At 54.8% G+C, this 20,263-nt stretch carries 25 protein-coding genes; 1 reads left to right on the top strand and 24 read right to left on the bottom strand.

The genetic code is table 11. The features are described from left to right. From lysA to BRO54_RS14315, 22 genes are all read right to left on the bottom strand, one after another. A partial coding sequence (lysA, locus tag BRO54_RS14420; protein WP_074044392.1) for a diaminopimelate decarboxylase occupies positions 1–983 on the bottom strand: 983 nt, incomplete at its 3' end. Positions 984–1,000: 17 nt separating this feature from the next. Then, positions 1,001–1,201: a hypothetical protein gene (locus tag BRO54_RS19875; protein ID WP_161496659.1), complete on the bottom strand. Its 201-nt coding sequence runs from the start codon at positions 1,199–1,201 to the stop codon at positions 1,001–1,003. Positions 1,202–1,304: 103 nt separating this feature from the next. After that, positions 1,305–2,783: a spore germination protein gene (locus BRO54_RS14410; RefSeq protein WP_074044390.1), complete on the bottom strand. Its 1,479-nt coding sequence runs from the start codon at positions 2,781–2,783 to the stop codon at positions 1,305–1,307. Then, positions 2,731–3,342, bottom strand: a complete 612-nt coding sequence (gene spoVAEA, locus BRO54_RS14405) for a stage V sporulation protein SpoVABEA (RefSeq protein ID WP_074044389.1) — start codon at positions 3,340–3,342, stop codon at positions 2,731–2,733. Before spoVAEA ends, BRO54_RS14410 begins: the two co-directional genes overlap by 53 nt. Positions 3,343–3,348: 6 nt before the next feature. Then, positions 3,349–3,699: a SpoVA/SpoVAEb family sporulation membrane protein gene (locus BRO54_RS14400; protein ID WP_074044388.1), complete on the bottom strand. Its 351-nt coding sequence runs from the start codon at positions 3,697–3,699 to the stop codon at positions 3,349–3,351. A 39-nt stretch (positions 3,700–3,738) separates the two neighbouring features. Beyond that, positions 3,739–4,767 carry a stage V sporulation protein AD gene (gene spoVAD, locus BRO54_RS14395; RefSeq protein WP_074044387.1) on the bottom strand — a complete coding sequence of 343 codons (1,029 nt, stop codon included), beginning with the start codon at positions 4,765–4,767 and terminating at the stop codon, positions 3,739–3,741. Positions 4,768–4,785: 18 nt separating this feature from the next. Next, a complete protein-coding gene (locus BRO54_RS14390) occupies positions 4,786–5,214 on the bottom strand; it encodes a SpoVA/SpoVAEb family sporulation membrane protein (RefSeq protein WP_074044386.1) in 429 nt (142 codons plus the stop codon). 17 nt (positions 5,215–5,231) lie between these two features. Beyond that, entirely contained in the window at positions 5,232–5,663 is a 432-nt protein-coding gene (locus tag BRO54_RS14385) for a stage V sporulation protein AB (RefSeq protein WP_074044385.1), read from the bottom strand. Beyond that, positions 5,650–6,273 (bottom strand): stage V sporulation protein AA, encoded by a 624-nt coding sequence (locus BRO54_RS14380; protein WP_074044395.1) that lies wholly within the window; start codon positions 6,271–6,273, stop codon positions 5,650–5,652. The genes BRO54_RS14385 and BRO54_RS14380 overlap by 14 nt, the downstream gene beginning before the upstream one ends. A 256-nt stretch (positions 6,274–6,529) precedes the next feature. Beyond that, positions 6,530–7,282 (bottom strand): RNA polymerase sporulation sigma factor SigF, encoded by a 753-nt coding sequence (gene sigF / locus BRO54_RS14375; protein WP_011231790.1) that lies wholly within the window; start codon positions 7,280–7,282, stop codon positions 6,530–6,532. A gap of 13 nt (positions 7,283–7,295) precedes the next feature. Further along, positions 7,296–7,736 (bottom strand): anti-sigma F factor, encoded by a 441-nt coding sequence (gene spoIIAB / locus BRO54_RS14370; protein ID WP_011231791.1) that lies wholly within the window; start codon positions 7,734–7,736, stop codon positions 7,296–7,298. Next, on the bottom strand, positions 7,737–8,087 hold the full coding sequence (spoIIAA, locus tag BRO54_RS14365; RefSeq protein WP_011231792.1) for an anti-sigma F factor antagonist: 351 nt from the start codon (positions 8,085–8,087) through the stop codon (positions 7,737–7,739). It abuts the gene before it with no gap. Between the two features lie 125 nt (positions 8,088–8,212). Continuing rightward, entirely contained in the window at positions 8,213–9,388 is a 1,176-nt protein-coding gene (locus BRO54_RS14360) for a D-alanyl-D-alanine carboxypeptidase family protein (protein WP_074044384.1), read from the bottom strand. Positions 9,389–9,559: 171 nt separating this feature from the next. Continuing rightward, positions 9,560–10,861 carry a pyrimidine-nucleoside phosphorylase gene (locus BRO54_RS14355; protein WP_074044383.1) on the bottom strand — a complete coding sequence of 434 codons (1,302 nt, stop codon included), beginning with the start codon at positions 10,859–10,861 and terminating at the stop codon, positions 9,560–9,562. A gap of 5 nt (positions 10,862–10,866) precedes the next feature. Beyond that, positions 10,867–11,703, bottom strand: coding sequence for a purine-nucleoside phosphorylase (locus BRO54_RS14350; RefSeq protein ID WP_074044382.1), 837 nt, complete (start codon positions 11,701–11,703; stop codon positions 10,867–10,869). Positions 11,704–11,732: 29 nt separating this feature from the next. After that, the gene (gene deoB / locus BRO54_RS14345) at positions 11,733–12,920 is read right to left on the bottom strand and encodes a phosphopentomutase (RefSeq protein ID WP_074044381.1); all 1,188 of its coding nucleotides are present in this window, start codon (positions 12,918–12,920) and stop codon (positions 11,733–11,735) included. A gap of 130 nt (positions 12,921–13,050) precedes the next feature. Continuing rightward, positions 13,051–13,947, bottom strand: coding sequence for a site-specific tyrosine recombinase XerD (gene xerD, locus BRO54_RS14340; protein WP_074044380.1), 897 nt, complete (start codon positions 13,945–13,947; stop codon positions 13,051–13,053). 6 nt (positions 13,948–13,953) lie between these two features. Then, on the bottom strand, positions 13,954–14,166 hold the full coding sequence (locus BRO54_RS14335; protein WP_011231798.1) for a YqzK family protein: 213 nt from the start codon (positions 14,164–14,166) through the stop codon (positions 13,954–13,956). Positions 14,167–14,267: 101 nt separating this feature from the next. Then, positions 14,268–14,720, bottom strand: a complete 453-nt coding sequence (gene fur / locus BRO54_RS14330) for a ferric iron uptake transcriptional regulator (RefSeq protein ID WP_011231799.1) — start codon at positions 14,718–14,720, stop codon at positions 14,268–14,270. A 97-nt stretch (positions 14,721–14,817) separates the two neighbouring features. Beyond that, positions 14,818–15,483 carry a stage II sporulation protein M gene (spoIIM, locus tag BRO54_RS14325; protein WP_074044379.1) on the bottom strand — a complete coding sequence of 222 codons (666 nt, stop codon included), beginning with the start codon at positions 15,481–15,483 and terminating at the stop codon, positions 14,818–14,820. A gap of 224 nt (positions 15,484–15,707) precedes the next feature. Then, positions 15,708–16,898, bottom strand: coding sequence for an endonuclease Q family protein (locus tag BRO54_RS14320; RefSeq protein ID WP_074044378.1), 1,191 nt, complete (start codon positions 16,896–16,898; stop codon positions 15,708–15,710). Next, on the bottom strand, positions 16,888–17,451 hold the full coding sequence (locus BRO54_RS14315; protein WP_011231802.1) for an NUDIX domain-containing protein: 564 nt from the start codon (positions 17,449–17,451) through the stop codon (positions 16,888–16,890). The genes BRO54_RS14320 and BRO54_RS14315 overlap by 11 nt, the downstream gene beginning before the upstream one ends. A 118-nt stretch (positions 17,452–17,569) precedes the next feature. Between BRO54_RS14315 and BRO54_RS14310 the strand changes: the two genes are divergently transcribed. Beyond that, on the top strand, positions 17,570–18,490 hold the full coding sequence (locus BRO54_RS14310) for an aldo/keto reductase (RefSeq protein WP_074044377.1): 921 nt from the start codon (positions 17,570–17,572) through the stop codon (positions 18,488–18,490). A 153-nt stretch (positions 18,491–18,643) separates the two neighbouring features. Here BRO54_RS14310 and BRO54_RS14305 read toward each other — a convergent pair whose 3' ends face one another. Continuing rightward, complete coding sequence (locus BRO54_RS14305) at positions 18,644–19,843, bottom strand: CynX/NimT family MFS transporter (RefSeq protein WP_074044376.1); 1,200 nt, start codon at positions 19,841–19,843, stop codon at positions 18,644–18,646. A gap of 13 nt (positions 19,844–19,856) precedes the next feature. Beyond that, the gene (locus BRO54_RS14300; RefSeq protein WP_074044375.1) at positions 19,857–20,099 is read right to left on the bottom strand and encodes a YqkE family protein; all 243 of its coding nucleotides are present in this window, start codon (positions 20,097–20,099) and stop codon (positions 19,857–19,859) included. Positions 20,100–20,263 lie beyond the last annotated feature (164 nt).

Here is a 20,263-nt window from a genome sequence, read left to right as displayed (position 1 = left end):
TTGTCGCTCATGCCGCCGTCAACGGCAATATATGTGCGGACGTTGGGCACCTCTTTGCGCGAACCGATCGTATAAATCGTCGTCCCGGCATCACCCACGAGCGACCGGCCCGGCTCGATCCAAATTTCCGGCAGCGGCAAGCGGCAAGCTTCGGCCTGCCTTTTCACCTCTTCCACGATGCAGTCGACGTACGCTGTCACCGGAATCGGATCGTCTTCCTCCGTATAGCGGATGCCAAAGCCGCCGCCAAGATTGACAACCGCTGGGACAAATCCGTGCGCCTTGTTCCACTCGGCCAGCTTGGCAAACACTTTTTGCGCCGCGAGCACAAACCCAGCTGTTTCAAAAATTTGCGAGCCGATATGGCAATGAACGCCGAGCAGCTGAAACGCGGCCGACGCCATGACACGGCGAAACGCCTCGTCCGCCTGACCGTTGTTTAAGTCAAAGCCGAACTTTGAATCTTCTTGCCCGGTTAAAATGTAATCGTGCGTATGCGCCTCGACCCCCGGCGTGACGCGGAGCAAAACCGGCACCGTCCGGCCGGATGATTCCGCCAGCTCTTCGATCAGCTCGAGTTCGTAAAAGTTGTCGGCAACGATGCAGCCGATGCCGTGTTCAAGCGCCATCGCCAATTCGTCCCGGCTTTTGTTGTTGCCATGAAAATGGATGCGCTCAGGCGGAAAACCGGCCGCAAGCGCCGTATACAGCTCACCGCCCGAGACGACGTCAAGCGACAATCCCTCCTCAGCGGCCAGCTGCACGATGGCGACGGCGGAAAACGCCTTGCTGGCGTAAGCGACTTGCGCCCGTACGCCATGGCGGCGGAACGCTTCTTTAAACGCGCGCGCCCGCGCGCGGATCAACGCAACGTCATAAATATAAAGCGGCGTTCCGTACGTTTTGGCCAACTCGACCACATCGACGCCGCCGATTTCCAAATGCCCTTGTTCATTGACACGGCTTGTCCCGTGAAGAAACATCGCAAACCCCTCATTCCTCATTGAAATCGCACGGCAAAAGCAAAAAAGACAGTTTGCAACCGGCAACTGCCTTCACAAAAAGGAAAACCGCAGATCGCCATCGGCTCTGCCTTGAAACGGAAGGCCGCATGCCCCGCGCTGGGCCATGCCCATTCCGCCCGTGCAAACGTGCGGAGCACTGAGGCAAGCACAATGGCAAGCACCATCAATGCAAGCATTAAGTATAACTTATCATAATTATACAAAAGTTGCAATAGCGCTAAAACGAAAAAAGCGGCCGCCAATAGGTGGAAACGGCCGCTTTCAAACGGATCGTTCGCGTCATGACGGTTGTTTTTGCCGATCTTGCGGGTGAACGATGCTCGGGCGCACTCTCGCTCCAGCAGCCGAACGGCGGACGACAATTTGCATAAATGCCGCTGGATCGAACGGAATGAACGGCCATAAGTACGGCGTATTGAGCGAGCGGATGCTGGCCAGCCAAAGCAAATAAACGGTCGTGCCAATGACGAGCCCGGGCACTTTAAACAAGGCGACAAGAATGACCAATGCCAATCGAGAAATCTTATTAGCCACGCTCAACTCATAGCTTGGCGTCGCAAACGAACCGATCGCCGCCACCGAGACGTATAAGATGACTTCCGGCACAAACAGCCCGACATCGATGGCGATTTGTCCGATCAAGACGGCGGCAATCAAGCCCATCGCGGTTGATAGCGGCGTCGGGGTATGAATGGCTGCCATCCGCAAAAACTCAATCCCAAAATCAGCGAGCAAAATTTGCACAACGATCGGGATGTTTGTTTGTTTGTTCGGCCCAATAAACGCCCACGATTCGGGCAGCAACGACGGCTCAAGGACGAACAGCACCCACAGCGGCAGCAAAAACAGCGACGCCAAAATACCTAAAAACCGCACCCAGCGCACGAACGTCCCAACTCCCGGCGACTGCCGGTATTCCTCGGCATGCTGAACGTGATGGAAAAATGTTGTCGGCGTGATGATGACGCTTGGCGATGTGTCGACCATAATGAGCACGTGCCCTTCAAGCAAGTGCGTCGCTGCTACATCCGGCCTCTCGGTATAACGGACGAGCGGGTACGGGTTGTATCCTTGCTTCACTAAAAACTCTTCGACTGTTTTGTCGCCCATCGTCAGTCCATCGACGTTGATTTGCTGCAACTCTTTCTTGACGAGTTCAACAAGCCCCGGGTCAGCGACGTCTTTAATATAGGCGATGCATACGTCCGTTTTTGACCGCTCGCCGACTTGCAAAATTTCAAAGCGCAGCCGCTCGTCGCGGATGCGGCGGCGGGTGAGCGCCGTGTTGACAATGATGTTCTCGACGTAGCCGTCGCGAGCGCCGCGCACAACTTTTTCCGTGTCCGGCTCTTGCGGCTGCCGACCTGGATAGCTGCGGACGTCGACAGCAAATCCGGTCGATTCGCCCTCGATCAAGACGATGATCAAGCCCGACAGTAGTTTGTCAACCGCTTCGTCGAGGCTCGTCACCGGGCTGACTTGCTGATGGACGAGCCGATTTTCGATAATTTGCCACGCTTGGGCCGCCTGACGCTCGTCATCATTGACGCGCACGATTTGCTTTAGCAATTCGATAATGTATTGCGTGTCGCATAAACCGTTGCAGTAGTAAATATGTACTTCCCGGTTTAGGACATAGATTTTCCGCACGCCTAAATCAAAGCTTGTCCCGACGCCGATCCGCTGCTGCAAAAACTTCGCGTTGTCAACGAGCTTCTTCGCGATCGGCGCTGTCGGTTTCTTTTCTTTTTCCGGCATGGCCACCACTCCTTTCGAGAATCAACTCGACCGCCTTGCGCGTAATCGGCGCCCCGTATTTCGCATGGTCGCGGTATCCCATTTTGCCGATGTCGCCGATGCCGACGATGAGCGGAATGTTCAGCTGGTCAAGGCAGTAGACGGTGTCGCCGTTGATCCGCCCGATCTCGAGATCGCGGACGCCTTCTTTATCGACCCCATATTCGGTAATCACGCCGTCGCGGTCGATGCTCACGTGCACTTTTGTCCATTCATGCTGGTGCGTATTGGAGGCAACCGCCAGCGCCCCGAGCACTTCGATTTGTTCATGCGTCGCCACATAGCGAAGCGCCTGCTCTCCGGCCCCCTCCCCGAGGGCGCCGCAATCGTCAAACATGACAAACACTGGATCATGCGGCGTTTGCAAAATGAGTTCGACCAACTGTTCGCCGCTCAGTTTCGTCGGATTGCCTTGCGAGCGGGAAATGCAGCGGCCGCCGATCTCAGCGGCGACCTGCTCGATCGCCCGGCAGGCGAACTCGTCCCCATCCGTTACTAAAATGACCCGTCGTTTTTCCATCATCTTCTACCCTTTCGGTTTGCAAGTGAGCGCCGCGGCAAACGAGCCGGCCACGATAAAGGAAAACAAGGCGCCGGCAAATCGGAACACCGCTGCTCCCGTTTCGACAAATCCCTCCGGCCGCGGTTCTGCCATGACCCCTTTCGCCAACCAATACCCAAATCCGCTCAGCGGCATCGTCGCCCCAGCGCCGGCCCAAACGGCCAATCGATCATAGACGCCGCCAAAGCCAAGGAGGACGCCAAGGACGACAAGCGAACCGGCGACACCAGCCGGCGTCCATTTGCCGCGGTCGATGACGAGTTGGACGATGGCACACAGCAGCCCACCGACGAAAAAGGCGCGGACGTATTCCATATCGCATTCCCCCTTGATCGTTCCCGAATAAAAGACGACCTATAGCGGCAAATCCGGCTCCCGTCCGGCCGCTTCGATGACGACGCCGTGAGCGATCGCTGGGATCGACTGTTTTTGCTGCACCATCGTTTGACTCAAGAGCGCCCCGGTAGCGACGACAAACAGGCGTCGAAACGTTCCGCGGGCGAGCTCTTGAAGCAAATACCCGTACGTGACGACCGCCGAGCAGGCGCAGCCGCTGCCGCCGGCGAACACCTTTTGATCTGGCCGGTAAATCATCAGCCCGCAATCGTTGTAAACGTCGGTCACATCGTAGCCGGATTCAGCAAGCAGCTCTCGGACGATGACGCTGCCGACGCGCGACAAGTCGCCGGTGACGATCAAATCGTAATCGCCCGGCGATGCGCCTAAGTCGCGGAAATGCTGCTCGATCGTATCGGCCGCCGCCGGGGCCATCGCCGCCCCCATGTCGAGCGGGTTTTTCAGCCCGGCGTCAACGACTTTGCCGATCGTCGCCGCCCGGACGCGCCAACGTCCCGGCGCGCGGCCAACGAGCGCGGCGCCGGCGCCCGTGACGGTGAACGTCGCCGTTTTCGGCTTTTGCACCCCAAGCTCAGTCGGGTAGCGAAACTGCCGTTCGGCCGTCGCGTTATGGCTGCTTGTCGCCGCAAGCGCCCGATCGGCCAATCCGCCAGCGACGAGCGCGGCGGCTGCCGCCAATGTTTGCATCGAGGTCGAACAGGCGCCGAACAAGCATAAAAACGGAATCGGCAGCTCGCGGGCGACATAGTTCGATGTCGCATTTTGGTTTAACAAATCACCGGCCAAAAACAGATCGACTTCTTCGGCAGAGACGCCCGCCTTTTGCAAGCAGCAGTCCACCGCCTCCCGCATCAGCCGCCGCTCGGCCAGCTCCCACGTCGCTTCGCCGCAATATAAGTCGCGATGGCAAACATCAAAATAACTCCCGAGCGGCCCGTCGGCTTCAAGCGGCCCGACCGCGGCAGCGGCCGCTTGGATGTAAACACCATCGTCAAACACCCATGTCTGCTTTCCGACACGTTTCATGGCCAATCCCTCTTTTCGTCACGGCCAAACAAGGCCAAGCACATAGGCGGCAATCAGACCATAAATGACCGCTGCCCCACCGGCTTTCAACATCTGCCCGGCCACCCCGGCCGTCCATCCTTCGCTGCGATGTTCGATGGCAGCGCTCGCGATCGCATTGGCCAGCCCTGTAATGAGCATCGTCGCCCCCGCGCCGGCAAATTGGCTGAAATCGTCATATTTCCCGACGGCCGTCAGCACAATCGCCAATCCGGCCATCATCATAGACGCCCACAGATGGGCCTCGAGCGGCGGAGCGGCAAACGTGCCGCCATACCAATCAGCGAGCCATTGCGCCAACGCACAAAGCGTCCCGCCGACAAGAAACGCTTTTACCGCATTGGCGGCGTATGGGGGAGAAGGCTGAAACGCCTTCACCTCGCGGACATAATCGGACTTTAATCCCACGTTTCCTTCCCCCTTTGTCAGCGAAAGTGATCGACAAAATAAAGCCAATGAAACAACGAACCGGCCACTTTGCCAAAGGCGATGGCCATAAGTAAAATGACGATTTTATCATCGACGCCGATCCGCTTCGCTAAAATCGGCCAAACGTTCAACACCTCTGTTAAAGCGGCAGCGAGCATTCCGATAAACACACCATGAAACAATCCGATCGGCGCCATCCAATATTTGGATAAATGCCAAACCGAATGGCGCAAACTCATCCAACCGCCAACGATGGCGCCGGCTACAGCCCCCCATTCATAGGCGTGAATGCGTTTCATCGTTTTCGTCAGCTGCGTCAGGCGCGGGATGACGCCAAGCACGACCAAAAAAGCGACAAATCCAGTTCCGACCGCCAACCCTCCGGCGAAGCCGACGAACACTACCAGCAAAATCTCAAGCGTCGTCAAGAGGCCTCAAGCTTTCTTTGTTTTCATGCAAAATGACGTACTGATCGATCGATTGCTGGTAGTTGAACATTTCGACTTCAAGAGGGCTGGGCTCCTCGTTGATTCGTTTACGGAACCAATGGTTGAAAAATAAAATCATCCCGATGCCGAGCCCAAGCGAATACGGAATTTGCAAAAGCAACGGTTTATCGACCGCTTGGCCGGTCATCATTTCGTACAGATGGCGATGCACTTGTTGCATGCTGACGTCCTCGTGAAAGTTCATGATCGCCATCGCCGAACCGACGAACAAAAGAAGCCAAACGAGAACGAAGGAAGCGGTCGAAACTTTCCGTTTTTCATAGACGACTTCAATGATCGTCTGCGATGGGCCGATCATCTGCACATCAAGCGACGAATCCACATCAAACACAGCCCTGATCATTTGCATCATATCGATGATGACGATATTTTTATCGCTCGGCTGGATGCGATAGAGTGGAATCATCTTCAGCCGCCGAATGAGTCCGCCATCCGGCGCAGCGATTTGCGCTGTCTGCCCGAGCGTCACCACCGCCCCCGGCTTGACTTGCACGCGATGGCGCGGCTTAATAAACACGGTGTTGGCCATTTGCTTCACACCTTTGTCCCCATTTTGTTTTTCTTTAGTTTGGTTGACCGAAACACGGATCATGCGGTCTATCAGCATTCACCATCGATTTCATAAAAATAGAAAAGAATGGACTGAAACATGTCCATTCTTTTTTCAAGAGAAAATGGATTTTGTTGTTCATCAAGAAAAAATTTAGATAAAAAATGCACCCTTGATGCTCGCTGCCCGCTGGAACGCTCTTCCCTTCTGCACGCGCAAGTTGCAAAAAAATGGACTATCCGTCCATTTTGTCCTTTATGTGCTGCAATATTTTCTTTTCCAGCCGGGATACTTGCACTTGAGAGATGCCGAGCCTCGATGCCACTTCGGACTGGGTTTGGTCTTTGTAATAGCGCAAATAGACGATCAGCCTCTCGCGCTCGTCGAGTTCTTCGATCGCTTTTTTTAAGGCGATTTTGTCAAACCATGACGCCTCGTCGGCGTCAGCGATTTGATCAAGCAACGTAATCGGATCGCCGTCGTTTTCGTACACCGTTTCGTGAATCGATGTCGGCGAGCGGACCGCCTCTTGGGCCAGAACGACGTCTTCTGGCGAAATGCCTAAATGGTCGGCGATTTCCGTAACCGTCGGCGCCCGCCCGCGCGTTTTCGACAGCTCGTCTTTCGCCTTGCGGATTTTGTTGCCCATCTCTTTCAGCGAACGACTCACTTTGACGGTGCCGTCGTCGCGAAGAAACCGCTGAATCTCCCCAATGATCATCGGCACGGCGTACGTCGAAAACTTGACGTCATACGACAGGTCAAACTTGTCGACCGACTTTAACAAGCCGATGCAGCCGATTTGAAACAAGTCGTCCGCTTCATAGCCGCGGTTTAAAAAACGTTGAACGACCGACCAGACGAGGCGCATGTTTTTTTCAATAATTTCATCACGCGCTTCTTGATCGCCTTCTTGGCTGCGGCGGATCAGCTCTTTCATCTCCTGATCTTTGATTGGCGACTGATCTTGCTTGACATCGACATCCATAGGCATGTCTCCCTCAGTTACATAACGCTTTGCTTTTCGCAATATGCTTTTTCAAATACACAGTCGTCCCTTTGTTCACTTCCGATTCGACGATGACTTCGTCCATGAAGTTTTCCATAATGGTAAAGCCCATCCCTGACCGCTCGAGCTCGGGCTTTGTCGTAAACAACGGCTGGCGCGCTTCTTCGATGTCAGGAATGCCGACTCCTTCGTCTCTCACCGTCAAATGGACGACACCGTCTTCAATGATGACCGAAATGGAGACGATGCCGTTCGGATCGTTGTTGTAGCCGTGAATGATCGCGTTTGTCACCGCCTCAGAGACAACCGTTTTAATTTCCGTCAGTTCGTCCATCGTCGGGTCAAGCTGGGCGACGAACGCCGCCACGGTCACACGGGCGAACGATTCATTTTCGCTGCGGGCAGAAAATTGGAGGTGCATTTCGTTGCGCATTTACGCCACCCCCAATGCTTGCAAGGCGAATTGCTCATCCGCCTCAACGCGGATGATTTTAAACAGACCCGACATGTCAAACAGCCGTTTGACGGCCGGCGATACGGCGCATACGACCATCTGCCCGCCGACGTTTTTGATTTGTTTATAGCGTCCGAGAATGACGCCGAGGCCAGAGCTGTCCATGAACGTCAATTGTCCTAAATTGAGCACGATGTGGCGGATCGCTCGGTTTTCGAGCACATCCGTCACTTGTTCACGCAATTCTTCGGCTGTATGATGGTCAAGCTCCCCAGACAGGCGAACGATGAGCACGTCTTGCTTCACTTCCAAGTCGATCGCGAGACTCACAGCGTGTTCCCCCTTGTCCATTTCAGGATATGGAGACATTTCGCTGCTGCCCGCCGGAAATCCTGCCGCCTGACAAAACTAGTGGTCGTTCGCCAAAGAGAGCGAAAAGACCGCAAAACTTGACATTATCCCGCCTGCACGAAGCGGCCAAACACCCGCTTAAACAAGTCCCAAAAGCTCGCTTCTTCGACCGTTTGCTTGGCGACGATCGGGCTGTGCAAAATTTCTTTTCCATCCTGTTTTAAAATGAGGACGCCAAGCTCATCGCCTTTGCGAACGGGTGCTTTCACATCGTCTTTCACTTTGATCACTTTTTCGATTTGCTCGACCGACTGCCCTTTTTTCGTCAGCACCGACACCGGCTCCGACGTCACCGCTTCGACGGATGACCGTTTGCCTTTGCTTATGTTGACGCGGGCGACTGTTTCATTCCGTTTGTACACCGGGTGAGTTCGATATTGGGAAAACGCGTAATCGAGCATCTTCGTAATTTGAGCATTGCGCGATTTCGGCGTCGGCGCTCCAAACACAACAGCGATGACGCGCATGCCGTTCTTTTTCGCCGTGGCGGTCAAACAATATTTCGCTTCGGCTGTATATCCGGTTTTCAGGCCGTCAACGCCCGGATAAAATTTGACAAGCCGGTTCGTATTGACGAGCCAAAACTTTTTGTCCGTATTTTCGCGCAAATAGTCTTCGTACTTGCTCGTATATTTCGTAATATCTTCATATTTCAACAGTTCGCGCGCCATCATGGCCATATCATAAGCGCTGCTGTAGTGATGTTCCGCCGGCAGGCCGGTCGCATTGGCGAAATGGGTGTTTTTTAAGCCGAGCTGTTTCGCTTTTTCATTCATCATCTCGACAAATGCTTCTTCCGACCCGGCGATCTGCTCAGCCATAGCGACCGACGCGTCGTTGGCCGAACCGATGGCAATGCCGCGCAGCAGCTCATCGACGGTCATTTCCTCGCCCGGCTCGAGGAAAATTTGCGATCCACCCATTGACGCGGCGTATTCGCTCGCCCGCACTTTTTCATCGTAGGACAGCTTTCCTTCATCGATGGCTTCCATGATCAACAGCATCGTCATAATTTTCGTCATGCTCGCCGGCGGCAATGGTTCATGGGCATTTTTTTCATACAATACTTTGCCGGTGTCGCGTTCAATCAAAATGGCTGATTTCGCCTCATCGGCCAGCTTCACTTTCGCCTCCTTCATCTCTTTCGCCTCGGCATGGGCAGAAAGAGGAAGAAAAAGAAGAAACGGCAATAAAAGAAGACGAGTGACTTTCGTTTTCATCTCCCAAACCTCCATTCTTTATACATGCCATTTTTTCCAGGCGAGATATTTTTATACAAAAAAACAGCTCATTTTCCAAAAAACAAAAAAAAAAAACGCCCGAAACACGCGTTTCAGGCGTCTTCTTCTTGAACAACTGCTTTTTTCCTTGCGGATCGCCAGCGTCCCTCTCTATACGATGGTCTCATAAATGAGCGGCGGCCGAGCAACCGGCTGCGGCGACAGCTGAATAGCCGCCTCGATCTTTTCTTTCACGTCAAGCACATCTGGCCGGTTGCTGTGAATCGTGGCGAGCGCTTCCCCTTTCTGCACGCGATCGCCGATTTTTTTATGGAGCACAATGCCGACCGCCAAATCGATCGTGTCTTCTTTTTTCGCCCGGCCGGCGCCGAGCCACATGGCGGCCGTGCCGATGTCATCGGCGGCCATCTCGGCGACATAGCCGTCGGCAGCCGCCGTGACGGTCGACGTATATGCCGCCTTTGGCAATTTGTCCAGATCGTCGACGACCGATGCATCTCCACCTTGAGCGGCCAAAAGCGTTTTGAACGCCGCGATGGCGGCCCCGCTGCGAATCGCCTCTTCAAGCAAACGGCGCGCCTCATCAAGCGATGGCGCCTTCTCCGCCAAATAGACCATATGGCTGCCGAGCGTCAAACAAAGTTCGGTTAAATCGTGCGGCCCGTCCCCTTTTAACGTGGCGATGGCCTCTTTCACTTCCAAGGCGTTGCCGACGGCATAGCCGAGCGGCTGGCTCATGTCAGAAATGACCGCCATCGTCCGGCGGCCGACGCGCTTGCCAATGTCGACCATCGCCCGAGCGAGCCGGCGCGCCTCGTCAAGTTCCTTCATAAACGCTCCGGCGCCCGTTTTCACATCCAAGACGATGGCATCAGCCCCAGCGGCGATTTTTTTGCTCATGATCGACGAGGCGATGAGCGGAATGCTGTTGACGGTCGCCGTCACATCGCGAAGCGCATACAATTTTTTGTCCGCCGGCGTCAAGTCGCCGGTTTGTCCGATAATGGCAATGCGATTCACATTCACTAATCGGATGAACTCGTCTTTGCTGATCTCGACATGAAACCCGGGCACAGACTCGAGTTTGTCGATCGTGCCGCCCGTATGGCCGAGGCCGCGCCCAGACATTTTCGCCACCGGCACGCCGACAGAAGCGACAAGCGGCCCTAAAACGAGCGTCGTCGTATCGCCGACCCCGCCGGTCGAATGTTTATCGACTTTCACGCCGCGAATACTCGACAAATCGAGCATTTCGCCGGAGTGCACCATCGCCATCGTCAGCGCGGCCGTTTCTTCCTCGGTCATGCCGCGGAAATAAATCGCCATCGCGAGCGCGCTCATTTGGTAATCGGGAATGTCCCCGTTTGTATACCCGCGGATGATCCACTCAATTTCTTCCTTCGTCAGCGCCTTTCCGTCGCGCTTTTTCGCAATCAAATCGACCATTCGCATCGCGATCACCTTTTTCGTTTTGATTTCGCCATTTCGGCGACAATCGCTTTCACAAACCGCAAAAAGTCCGTCTTCACCCGCTCGGCCGTTTCAACCACTTCGTCGTGGTGAAGCGGAGCATCCGACATCCCTGCAGCCATATTCGAAATGCACGAAATGCCGAGCACCTCAATGCCGCCGTGGCGGGCGACGATCGCTTCCGGGACGGTCGACATGCCGACCGCATCGCCGCCGAGCGTACGAATCATGCGGATTTCCGCCGGCGTTTCGTACGACGGCCCCGTATTGGCGACATATACTCCTTCATGCACGCGAACGCCAAGTCTCGCCGCCGTTTCCTTGGCGAGCTCGCGCAGCCGCCGGCTGTACGCTTCCGTCATGTCCGGAAAGCGCGGACCAAGCTCCGGATCGTTCGGACCAATGAGCGGATTTGTGCCCAGCAAGTTGATATGGTCGGAAATGATCATGAAATCGCCGGGCTGGAACCGTTCGTTGATGCCGCCCGCAGCGTTTGTCACGATCAATTCGCGGACGCCAAGCGCCTTCATCACCCGGACGGGAAACGTCACTTCCTGAAGCGAATACCCTTCATAATAATGAAACCGCCCTTGCATGGCGACAACGGTCGCCCCCTCAAGCCGCCCATATACGAGCCGTCCAGCGTGTCCTTCAACGGTCGACACTGGAAATCCGGGAATATCTTCATACGGAATGCGAACCGCCTCTTCGATTTCATCAGCGAGCACGCCGAGCCCCGAGCCGAGAATGAGACCGATTTCAGGCGGAGTTGGCATCAATGGGCGCAAATGACCGGCGGTTTTTTCAATCGCTTGTCGATCCATTCTTTTCCCCCTCATCGTTCTTTATGAAGTTAGGCCAAATCAGCCAAAAAGCTTGTTCCGTACGGCGGCCGGTTGACTTGGAAGTTATCCGCAATCGTTGCGCCGACATCGGCAAACGTCTCGCGGACTGGGAGCGGCTTGCCGCCGCGAAATCGCGGGCTGTACACAAGAAGCGGCACATATTCGCGCGTATGGTCGGTTCCGTGGTGAATCGGGTCGTTGCCGTGGTCAGCGGTGATGATAAGCAAGTCGTCCGCTGTCAAGCGCGGCAACACATCGGCAAGCCGGGCGTCAAACTCTTCGAGCGCATCGCCGTAACCTTTTGGGTCGCGGCGATGGCCGTATTTAGCGTCAAAATCGACGAGATTGACGAAACTCAACCCGGTAAAGTCCATGCCGAGCGTGTCGACGAGCTTATCCATTCCGTCCATATTGGATGTCGTTCGCAACGACTGGGTAACTCCTTCATTGTCGTAAATATCGGCGATCTTCCCGATGGCAATCACTTCATAACCGGCGTCTTTCAATTCATTCATCACCGTTCGGCCAAACGGCTTAAGCGCATAGTCGTGCCGGTTGGCGGTTCGCTCAAAATGGCCGGGTGTGCCGATGAACGGTCGGGCAATGACGCGCCCGACCATATACGGCTCGTCGCGCGTCAATTCACGAGCGATTTCGCAAATGCGGTACAATTCATCAAGCGGCACAACTTGTTCATGGGCAGCGATTTGCAAGACGGAGTCGGCTGATGTATAGACGATGATTGCCCCTGTTTTCATATGCTCTTCGCCAAGCTCTTCGATGATCGCTGTTCCGCTCGCCGGTTTGTTGCCGATCACGTTCCGGCCGGTGCGCCGCTCGAGCTCAGCGATCAATTCATCTGGGAACCCGTTCGGAAAGACGCGGAACGGCTTGTCGATGCGAAGGCCCATCAGCTCCCAATGGCCTGTCATCGTATCTTTTCCAGCCGATGCTTCCTTCATTTTTGTATAGTACGCGAGCGGTCGATCGACTTTCGGCACCCCTTTGATCTCACGAATATGGCTTAGGCCGAGCTTCGCCATGTTCGGCATATAGAGGCCGCCGCGATGCTCAGCGATATGGCCGAGCGTATCCGCTCCTTTGTCATTGTATTTCTCGGCATCCGGCGCCTCGCCGATGCCGACTGAATCCATCACAATCAAAAAGACGCGCCGGTATGTCGCTTTCACATTCATTCCCCCTGCCTGCAATGAAAATGGAGTCTCTTTCTATCGTTCCCGTATTTTCGCGAAAACACGCCCATGGCCAATTGGTCAGAAGTCTGACAACTAAAACGACAGGCAAGCGCCTAGCATACGGCAGCTGCTAGGCGCGCGGGTGGTACTGTTTGTACACGTCTTTTAGGCGCGTTTTCGTAACATGCGTATACATTTGCGTCGTCGAAATGTCGGCATGCCCAAGCAACTCCTGAACAGCGCGCAAATCGGCTCCGTTCTCAAGCAGATGCGTCGCAAACGAATGCCGAAGCGTATGCGGCGTCAATTCTTTTTCGATGCCGGCTTCTTTCGCGAGCCGCTTTAAAATTTTCCAAAACCCTTGCCGTGTCAACCGCTGGCCATAATGGTTCAAAAACAGCGCCTCCGTTGCCCGCCGTCGCGGATTGACAAGCTGCGGGCGCCCTCGCTCCAAATAGTGGGTAAGCGCTTCAATCGCCATGCGCCCGATCGGCACGATCCGCTCTTTCCGCCCTTTTCCATAGCAGCGGACAAACCCCATCGTCAAATGCACGTCGCTTAAGTTGAGCTGCACAAGCTCACTGACGCGCATGCCGGTCGCATACAACAGCTCCAGCATCGCCTTGTCGCGCAGCCCAAACGGTGTGCTCACTTGCGGCGCTGCGAGCAGCGCCTCGACTTCCTCGACCGACAGCACTTTCGGCAGCGTCCGTTCAAACTGCGGCGTTTCGATATGGACGGTCGGGTCTTGCGCCGCGATTTTCTCCCTTAGCAAAAACTGATGAAACGAACGGATCGACGCCAAATGGCGGGCGATCGTCCGCGCCGATTGCCCTTGTTCGCTTAAAAACTTTAAAAAATGGAGAATATGGAGGCGCTCCACTTCGCCCCACGCCTGAAGCTGCTCGACTTGGCGCAAATAGCGGACGTATTTTTTCAAATCGCGTTCATATGAAACGATCGTATTGTGCGCCAAATTCCGCTCCACCGTCAAATAATGCAGAAAATCTTTCAACTCGTATTCCAACGCTCTCTACTCCCCATCGCGATAAAAAAATAACAGCCGGTCGAGCCAACTTGGCGGCGCACTCTCCGCCGCCGATACTTTGACCGCCGATCCCTTCGGCTCATCGTATCGGTGGTAATACTCGTACTCGCGGTTAAACCATACAAGACTATAATAAAATAAAATGGTGCATCCCGTAAATAAAAGAAACACTTTCACCATTTGCCAAACGGTTTTCATGGCATCCTCCCTATCAGCTGCTTGTCAGCTTGCTAGTATGAGGATATGCCATTTGTTTCGTTGTTTATACGCAAAAAACCTTTCCCGTTGGAAAAGGTTTTTTATTTTTCTTCATGCTTTTGCTGGCAACGGTGACAAATGCCGTGGAATGTCAAACGATGGTCTTTAATTTTAAATTTCCACTTCTCCTCAACAATCGCTTCGACATCCTCAAGCAAATCTTCTTGAATTTCCGCCACCGATCCGCATTCCAAGCAGATGAGGTGGTGATGGAAATGGGCCGCTCCTTCCTTGCGGAGGTCATAGCGCGACACCCCGTCCCCGAAATTGATTTTATCGACAATTTTCAGCTCGGTTAACAGCTCGAGCGTCCGGTAAACGGTCGCCAACCCGATTTCTGGGGATTTTTCTTTCACGAGGAGGTAGACGTCTTCCGCGCTTAAATGGTCTTCTTCATGTTCAAGCAGGACTCTTACCGTCGCTTCCCGCTGCGGCGTTAGCTTGTAACCCGCCGAATGCAGCTGCTTCTTAATTCGTTCCACACGATCTTCCATCTTTTCATTCCTCCCTCGCCATTCACCCATCATTATAACAAATGCACGAGGGAAGTATCAAAGTAAAATCACTATTATGAAGGAATGATAATGGTTATTATATAATATTCATTATGATTAAACTCATTGTCCATTGAACCGCCTGTTTCATCAATGCCGGCGAAAGATATGCCTCGACCGCTGAGGAAAGAAGCAGCCCAAGGGCAACAGCCACCATCGCCGCTGCGTAGCGCATCACCATCGGAAACATCGATCCATGCGGCCGCTTCATAAACTGGTTGCGCACCATGTGCAAGGAAAACGAAATAGAAATGACGCCCATGACGATCATGAGTGGAATGGCCACCAAGTTTTGCGGCATGATGGACACAAACGACAAAAGAAACCCGCGCCAACCCATTTGGTTGACTAAAAAGCCAACCGTAAAGCCGACGACGACGCCTTTGAAAAACAGCAAAACAAGAATGATCGGCAAGCCAATGACAGAAATGCCAAGCACCCACATCAACGCGGTATATTTGACGTTGTGCATATAGCTTTGCCAGAACATATCATGGGCGCTTGCGATATTGTCTTTTGACACTTGTCCAAAAAATTGCGTCAAGTAATAGTACAAGTCTTGCTTTTGACTGAAACCGAGGCTGTTGACGACAATGGCGCCGAAAATGACGCCCATGAGAAACAGGACGATGACAAACACATACAGCGAAGCATGTTCACGCCAATGGACAGCGATAGCCGATTTCAGCGGATGGGTTCTCATTGTGCTTCGTCCTCCTACTTTGTCTCTTAGTAGATTGTATGTCCATCCGCTTTCGGTATGACTGTTTTTCTAAAAGGCTGGTGATGTAATGAAAAAACAGCTCAACACCGACGTGTGGCCAACTCCACGGGCGGCACGCCGCCTCGGTCCACTGGCGCATGGCCGGGCTGGGCCAAGCAGCACGCACGGCATGATGATGAACGGCAGGAGCGCTGCCCGAGTGGTTACCCCTCCCGCACTTTCCCGTATCTCCCACCGCCCCCGGCCTCGATATGGAGCGCACCGCTGCGGGCAAGGACGATCAGTTGGGCCAACTTTTCTCCCACCGTCTCCGCGATCTCTTCCTCCGCCGCCTCATGAAGAACGCTCATTTCCGTGCCAAAACGGGCGAGCAGCTTTTCATACGCTTTTGGACCAAGGCCGGGGATGAATTCAAGCGGCACTTGATAAATGTACGGCGGCCGTTTCGGCCCGCGTTCCGCCGTTTTCAGCTCCGCAAGCCGGTCAAACACGCCTTTCACGAAGCGATGATGGCCGCATGCCGCGCAGCGATCGACGTCCGGTGCAGCCGGCGCAAGGCAGCGCTCGCACACTGTCTGGTGATATTTTCCAAGTTTAGGATTTAAACCGTAGTTGGCGACAATCGCGCGCCCGTCTTCACCGCGCAGCGCTTTTTCAAATTCGGCAAACGTCGGGGCGGCGAGCCGCACTTCTTCATATTCGCGGGCGATTTTCCGCAGCGAATGGGCATCGGAATTCGTCAAGTACGGGTAGCGATGCAATTCGGCGATCTGGTCCGCCATCGCCGTATCGGCGCTTAACCCAAGTTCAATGGCATCAATCCAATCCGGGTCAAACACTTCTGTCAGGCTGTGCTTGACCCCTTTTCCGTACAAGCTTTTAAACGGGGTGAACGCGTGCGCGGGAATGAACCAGCCGCCCTGCTCTTTCGCGGCAGCTTGCAGCTCACGGCCGGACACGTAAACGCGCTGTGAACTGAGCGACACGTTCTTTACCCGTTTGCCAAGCCAGCCGGAAAACGTGCGCATCGTCTGCACAGTCGGCAAAAAAACGAGCACGTGGATCGGTCCATGGCAATGGTCGTCATATACTTCGATTTCACTGCCTAACAAAAGCGTCACCTTTCCGGCGCTGACGCCGCCTCCGTCATGTTCGCGCCAACCGTGCTTCTCCATTGCCCGCTCGAGCTCGTCCAGCACTTCCGGCACATGGCTGTCAATGACACCGACCAGGTCGATCCCTTTCACCTCAGCCGCCTCATGCAAGATGTTCTCAAGCGTCAACGTCCGCGCCCCAGTAATTTTCACCGGGCGGCCCGAGGCGGTGCGGCCGATGTGAATATGTAAATCAGCGTAATAACGGCCGAGGCCGCGCTCGTTTTTTTTATTCGGCATTTTGCTCCCCTAGCGCGCGGCGCAGCTGCAAATATTGCAAGGCGTATGCCGTTTTCGCATCGTAAATGTCGCGTTGTTGAAGCATCTCAAGCGCCTCCTCCAATGTAACTTCCAACAGCTCGACAAACTCATCTTCATCCAAACCGGCGCCGTCCTCCGCTTTTTCCAGCCCCTCGGCGACATACAAATGGATGAGTTCATCAGCAAACCCTGGGGATGTATAAAAGGAAATGAGATGGCGCATCGATTGGGCGCGGTAGCCGGTTTCTTCTTCGAGCTCGCGGTGTGCGGAAGCGAGCGGCTCTTCCCCATGTTCTAGCTTGCCCGCCGGAATTTCGACCAATGCGCGCTCCAGCGCTTTTCGGTACTGGCGGACAAGAACGATTTTCCCGTCCGGCAAGAGCGGGAGCACCGCCACCGCCCCCGGATGTTTGATCACCTCGCGCCGGCTCGTTTTCCCATTTGGCAACTCGACTTCCTCGATATACAAGTCAATGATGCGGCCGCTGAACAATTTCTCTTTGCGGACGGTTTTTTCATACAACTTCTCCATTCTTCTTCTCCCCTATCGATTGATGGACTCTTTTCCATTGTACTACATGTTTGGCCATTTTTTCGCTTCCGTTGTACAATGAACATATCATCATCGATCGCTAAAGGGGGCGCAAAAGATGAACAAACGCCGCATCGGCACATCAGACTTATACGTCAGCGAAATTGGACTCGGCTGCATGTCGCTCGGCACTGATGAAAACCATGCCATCTATCTCATCCATGAAGCATTGGAGCGCGGCATCAACTATTTGGATACGGCTGATTTGTACGACCGCGGCTTAAACGAGGAATTTGTCGGCAAAGCGGTGAAAGGAAAACGCGACCAAGTGATCATCGCGACAAAAGTCGGCAACCGTTGGCGCCGAGACGGAAGCGGCTGGGATTGGGATCCGTCAAAAGCGTATATCAAACAAGCGGTCAAAGAGAGCCTGCGCCGCCTGCAAACGGACTACATTGACTTATACCAGCTCCACGGCGGCACGATCGACGACCCGATCGATGAGACGATTGAAGCGTTCGAAGAGCTGAAGCAAGAAGGCGTCATCCGTTGGTACGGCATCTCCTCGATCCGCCCAAACGTCATTCGCGAATATGTGAAGCGCTCGAACATCGTCAGCGTCATGATGCAATACAGCTTGCTTGACCGTCGGCCGGAAGAATGGTTCCCGCTTCTTCGCGAACATCACATCAGCGTGATCGCCCGCGGTCCGGTCGCTAGAGGCTTGCTCACGAGCCGCCCGCTTGAACAAGCGAGCAGCGCGGTGAAAGAACACGGCTACCTCGATTATTCCTACAAAGAACTGCAAACGCTCATCCCGAAGCTGAAGGAAAAAACGGCCGGGCGCCGTTCATTGACCGCGACCGCGCTGCAATTTTGCCTGTATGACCCGGTCGTTGCCGCCGTCATTCCGGGCGCAAGCCGGCTTAGACAGCTTGAAGAAAACATCGCCGCCGCTTCCGCCCCGCCGCTTGATGCCGACGAATACGCGTGGCTGAAGCGGACGACGAAGCAGTCGGTGTATGAAGCGCATCGTTGACATTCCGCCCAGACGAAGCCGGCAGCGCATCATCCAATTGATCCGAATGCCCGCAGCGCTTCATTGCAACGGACCATTTCCGAGGTCCGTCCGACCGAGCCCGACCGCTGATTGGCGGCACCGGGCTTTTTTCATCGCTTGGGATCCGCCCTTTTACTCAGCTTCATCATCCACGAATTTATCTCTCGCGGCTCCTAAACCGAACACCATCATTCCTATGCAGACAACCAACAACAAACCGAGAGGAGCGGTAAACCGCCCGACGGCATCATACAGCATGCCAAACAACGGCGGACCGGCAGCGGCAAGCAAGTAGCCGACCGACTGGGCCATAGCCGAAAGCTGGGCGGCTTCCAGCGGACGGCGCGTGCGCAAAGTAAACAGCATCATCGCCAGCGAAAACGCCATGCCGGCGCCGATGCCGGCGAAAAGCGCCCCAACCCAAAGCAGCCAACCTTGGCCAGCCAAAAAGGCGATCGTTCCAAAAGCCATGAGCAACACCGCCGAGCCGATCAGCACTTTTTGATTGTCCATCCGCTCCGCGAGCATCGGAGAGACGAACATCATCGGCAACTGGGCAAACTGGAAGAAAAAGAGCAGCCATCCGGCTGTATCGGCCGCCAAGCCCTTGCTTTGGCCAAGCTCCGGCAGCCACGTGACGATGCAATAAAAGAACAAGGATTGCAGCCCCATAAACAGCGTCACTTGCCAGGCAAGCGCCGATCGCCAAAGCGAAGAGCGCCGGCTTCCCGCCGGGACGCCGCTCGACTTCTGGCGCCAAGCTTGCGGCAGCCAAACGACAAGCGACAACGCGGCAACCAGCGCCCAAAAGCGAAACGCCCCTTGCCAGCCGATCCCCCACCCGTCGGCAAGCGGAACGGCGAACCCGGAAGCGAAGGCGGCGCTCATGTTCATCGTTACGGTATAAACGCCCATCATCAAGCCGACCCGTTCAGAAAACGTGTCTTTGATCAGTGCCGGCATGAGAACGTTGTCGACCGCGATGGCGGCTCCAATCAGCGCCGTGCCGAGAAATAGGGAAAACCCTCCCGAAAGCGGGCGAATGAGTTCGCCGGCAAGCAAAACAACAAGCGAACCGAACAGCGTCCGCTCTATTCCGAACCGCCGGGCGAACGCGGCCGCCACAGGAGCCAAGAAGGCAAACGCCAAAAGCGGAATCGTCGTCAACGCCCCAGCGGCTGCGTGGGAGAGGCCAAGCTCCCGCTGCAATTCAGGAACAAGCGGCCCGACCGTTGTGAGCGGTGCGCGCAAGTTGGCGGCCAAGATCACGACCGCAGCCACCATGAACACAGACGCGGACGCCATACCCGCTGTCATCATTTTTTGTTTCATCTGAACGTTCCCCCTATTTAAACTTCCGCCAATCGAGTTCACTTTCTTCCAGCAGCTCGGCAAATGATTTCTGTTCCTCACGGCGGCGCGCTTCCTCGCGACGCCGCGCCTCTTCCGCCGCCCGACGCCGCTGTTCTTCCTCGGCAAGCGCCCGCTTTTTCGCAAGCAGTTTCGCTTCCGTCTCGGCACCGAGCCGGTCGGCAAGCGTCACTGCCTGCGTCTCTTGTTCTTTTTTCCGCGCAGCCCGGTTCTTCATGATTTCCGCCCCCCTTTGCATAACGACCGTTCGTTTGTCAAACGATACAACTAAACGATAAGAAAAAGGAGAGATGTATGGATGGAGAAAAACCGCGCCCAAAAAGGGAAACCGTCCGCCGATACGGTGAAGCCGGTGATCGCAAAAGAAGAATTGGAAAAAGC

It is taken from the genome of Geobacillus proteiniphilus, assembly GCF_001908025.1.
In the GTDB taxonomy this organism is placed as follows: Bacteria; Bacillota; Bacilli; order Bacillales; family Anoxybacillaceae; genus Geobacillus; species Geobacillus proteiniphilus.
Note: the sequence above shows the minus strand (reverse complement) of the source record. Positions and strands in the feature narration are given on the sequence as shown.

What these genes read in the sequence shown, in the direction of transcription:
- BRO54_RS19875 (WP_161496659.1), bottom strand. Translation starts at nt 1,201, where the DNA reads ATGCTTGCATTGATGGTGCTTGCCATTGTGCTTGCCTCAGTGCTCCGC.
- BRO54_RS14410 (WP_074044390.1), bottom strand. Translation starts at nt 2,783, where the DNA reads ATGCCGGAAAAAGAAAAGAAACCGACAGCGCCGATCGCGAAGAAGCTC.
- spoVAEA (WP_074044389.1), bottom strand. Translation starts at nt 3,342, where the DNA reads ATGGAAAAACGACGGGTCATTTTAGTAACGGATGGGGACGAGTTCGCC.
- BRO54_RS14400 (WP_074044388.1), bottom strand. Translation starts at nt 3,699, where the DNA reads ATGGAATACGTCCGCGCCTTTTTCGTCGGTGGGCTGCTGTGTGCCATC.
- spoVAD (WP_074044387.1), bottom strand. Translation starts at nt 4,767, where the DNA reads ATGAAACGTGTCGGAAAGCAGACATGGGTGTTTGACGATGGTGTTTAC.
- BRO54_RS14380 (WP_074044395.1), bottom strand. Translation starts at nt 6,273, where the DNA reads ATGGCCAACACCGTGTTTATTAAGCCGCGCCATCGCGTGCAAGTCAAG.
- sigF (WP_011231790.1), bottom strand. Translation starts at nt 7,282, where the DNA reads ATGGATGTCGATGTCAAGCAAGATCAGTCGCCAATCAAAGATCAGGAG.
- spoIIAB (WP_011231791.1), bottom strand. Translation starts at nt 7,736, where the DNA reads ATGCGCAACGAAATGCACCTCCAATTTTCTGCCCGCAGCGAAAATGAA.
- BRO54_RS14360 (WP_074044384.1), bottom strand. Translation starts at nt 9,388, where the DNA reads ATGAAAACGAAAGTCACTCGTCTTCTTTTATTGCCGTTTCTTCTTTTT.
- BRO54_RS14355 (WP_074044383.1), bottom strand. Translation starts at nt 10,861, where the DNA reads ATGCGAATGGTCGATTTGATTGCGAAAAAGCGCGACGGAAAGGCGCTG.
- BRO54_RS14350 (WP_074044382.1), bottom strand. Translation starts at nt 11,703, where the DNA reads ATGGATCGACAAGCGATTGAAAAAACCGCCGGTCATTTGCGCCCATTG.
- deoB (WP_074044381.1), bottom strand. Translation starts at nt 12,920, where the DNA reads ATGAATGTGAAAGCGACATACCGGCGCGTCTTTTTGATTGTGATGGAT.
- BRO54_RS14335 (WP_011231798.1), bottom strand. Translation starts at nt 14,166, where the DNA reads ATGAAAACCGTTTGGCAAATGGTGAAAGTGTTTCTTTTATTTACGGGA.
- fur (WP_011231799.1), bottom strand. Translation starts at nt 14,720, where the DNA reads ATGGAAGATCGTGTGGAACGAATTAAGAAGCAGCTGCATTCGGCGGGT.
- spoIIM (WP_074044379.1), bottom strand. Translation starts at nt 15,483, where the DNA reads ATGAGAACCCATCCGCTGAAATCGGCTATCGCTGTCCATTGGCGTGAA.
- BRO54_RS14320 (WP_074044378.1), bottom strand. Translation starts at nt 16,898, where the DNA reads ATGCCGAATAAAAAAAACGAGCGCGGCCTCGGCCGTTATTACGCTGAT.
- BRO54_RS14315 (WP_011231802.1), bottom strand. Translation starts at nt 17,451, where the DNA reads ATGGAGAAGTTGTATGAAAAAACCGTCCGCAAAGAGAAATTGTTCAGC.
- BRO54_RS14310 (WP_074044377.1), top strand. Translation starts at nt 17,570, where the DNA reads ATGAACAAACGCCGCATCGGCACATCAGACTTATACGTCAGCGAAATT.
- BRO54_RS14305 (WP_074044376.1), bottom strand. Translation starts at nt 19,843, where the DNA reads ATGAAACAAAAAATGATGACAGCGGGTATGGCGTCCGCGTCTGTGTTC.
- BRO54_RS14300 (WP_074044375.1), bottom strand. Translation starts at nt 20,099, where the DNA reads ATGAAGAACCGGGCTGCGCGGAAAAAAGAACAAGAGACGCAGGCAGTG.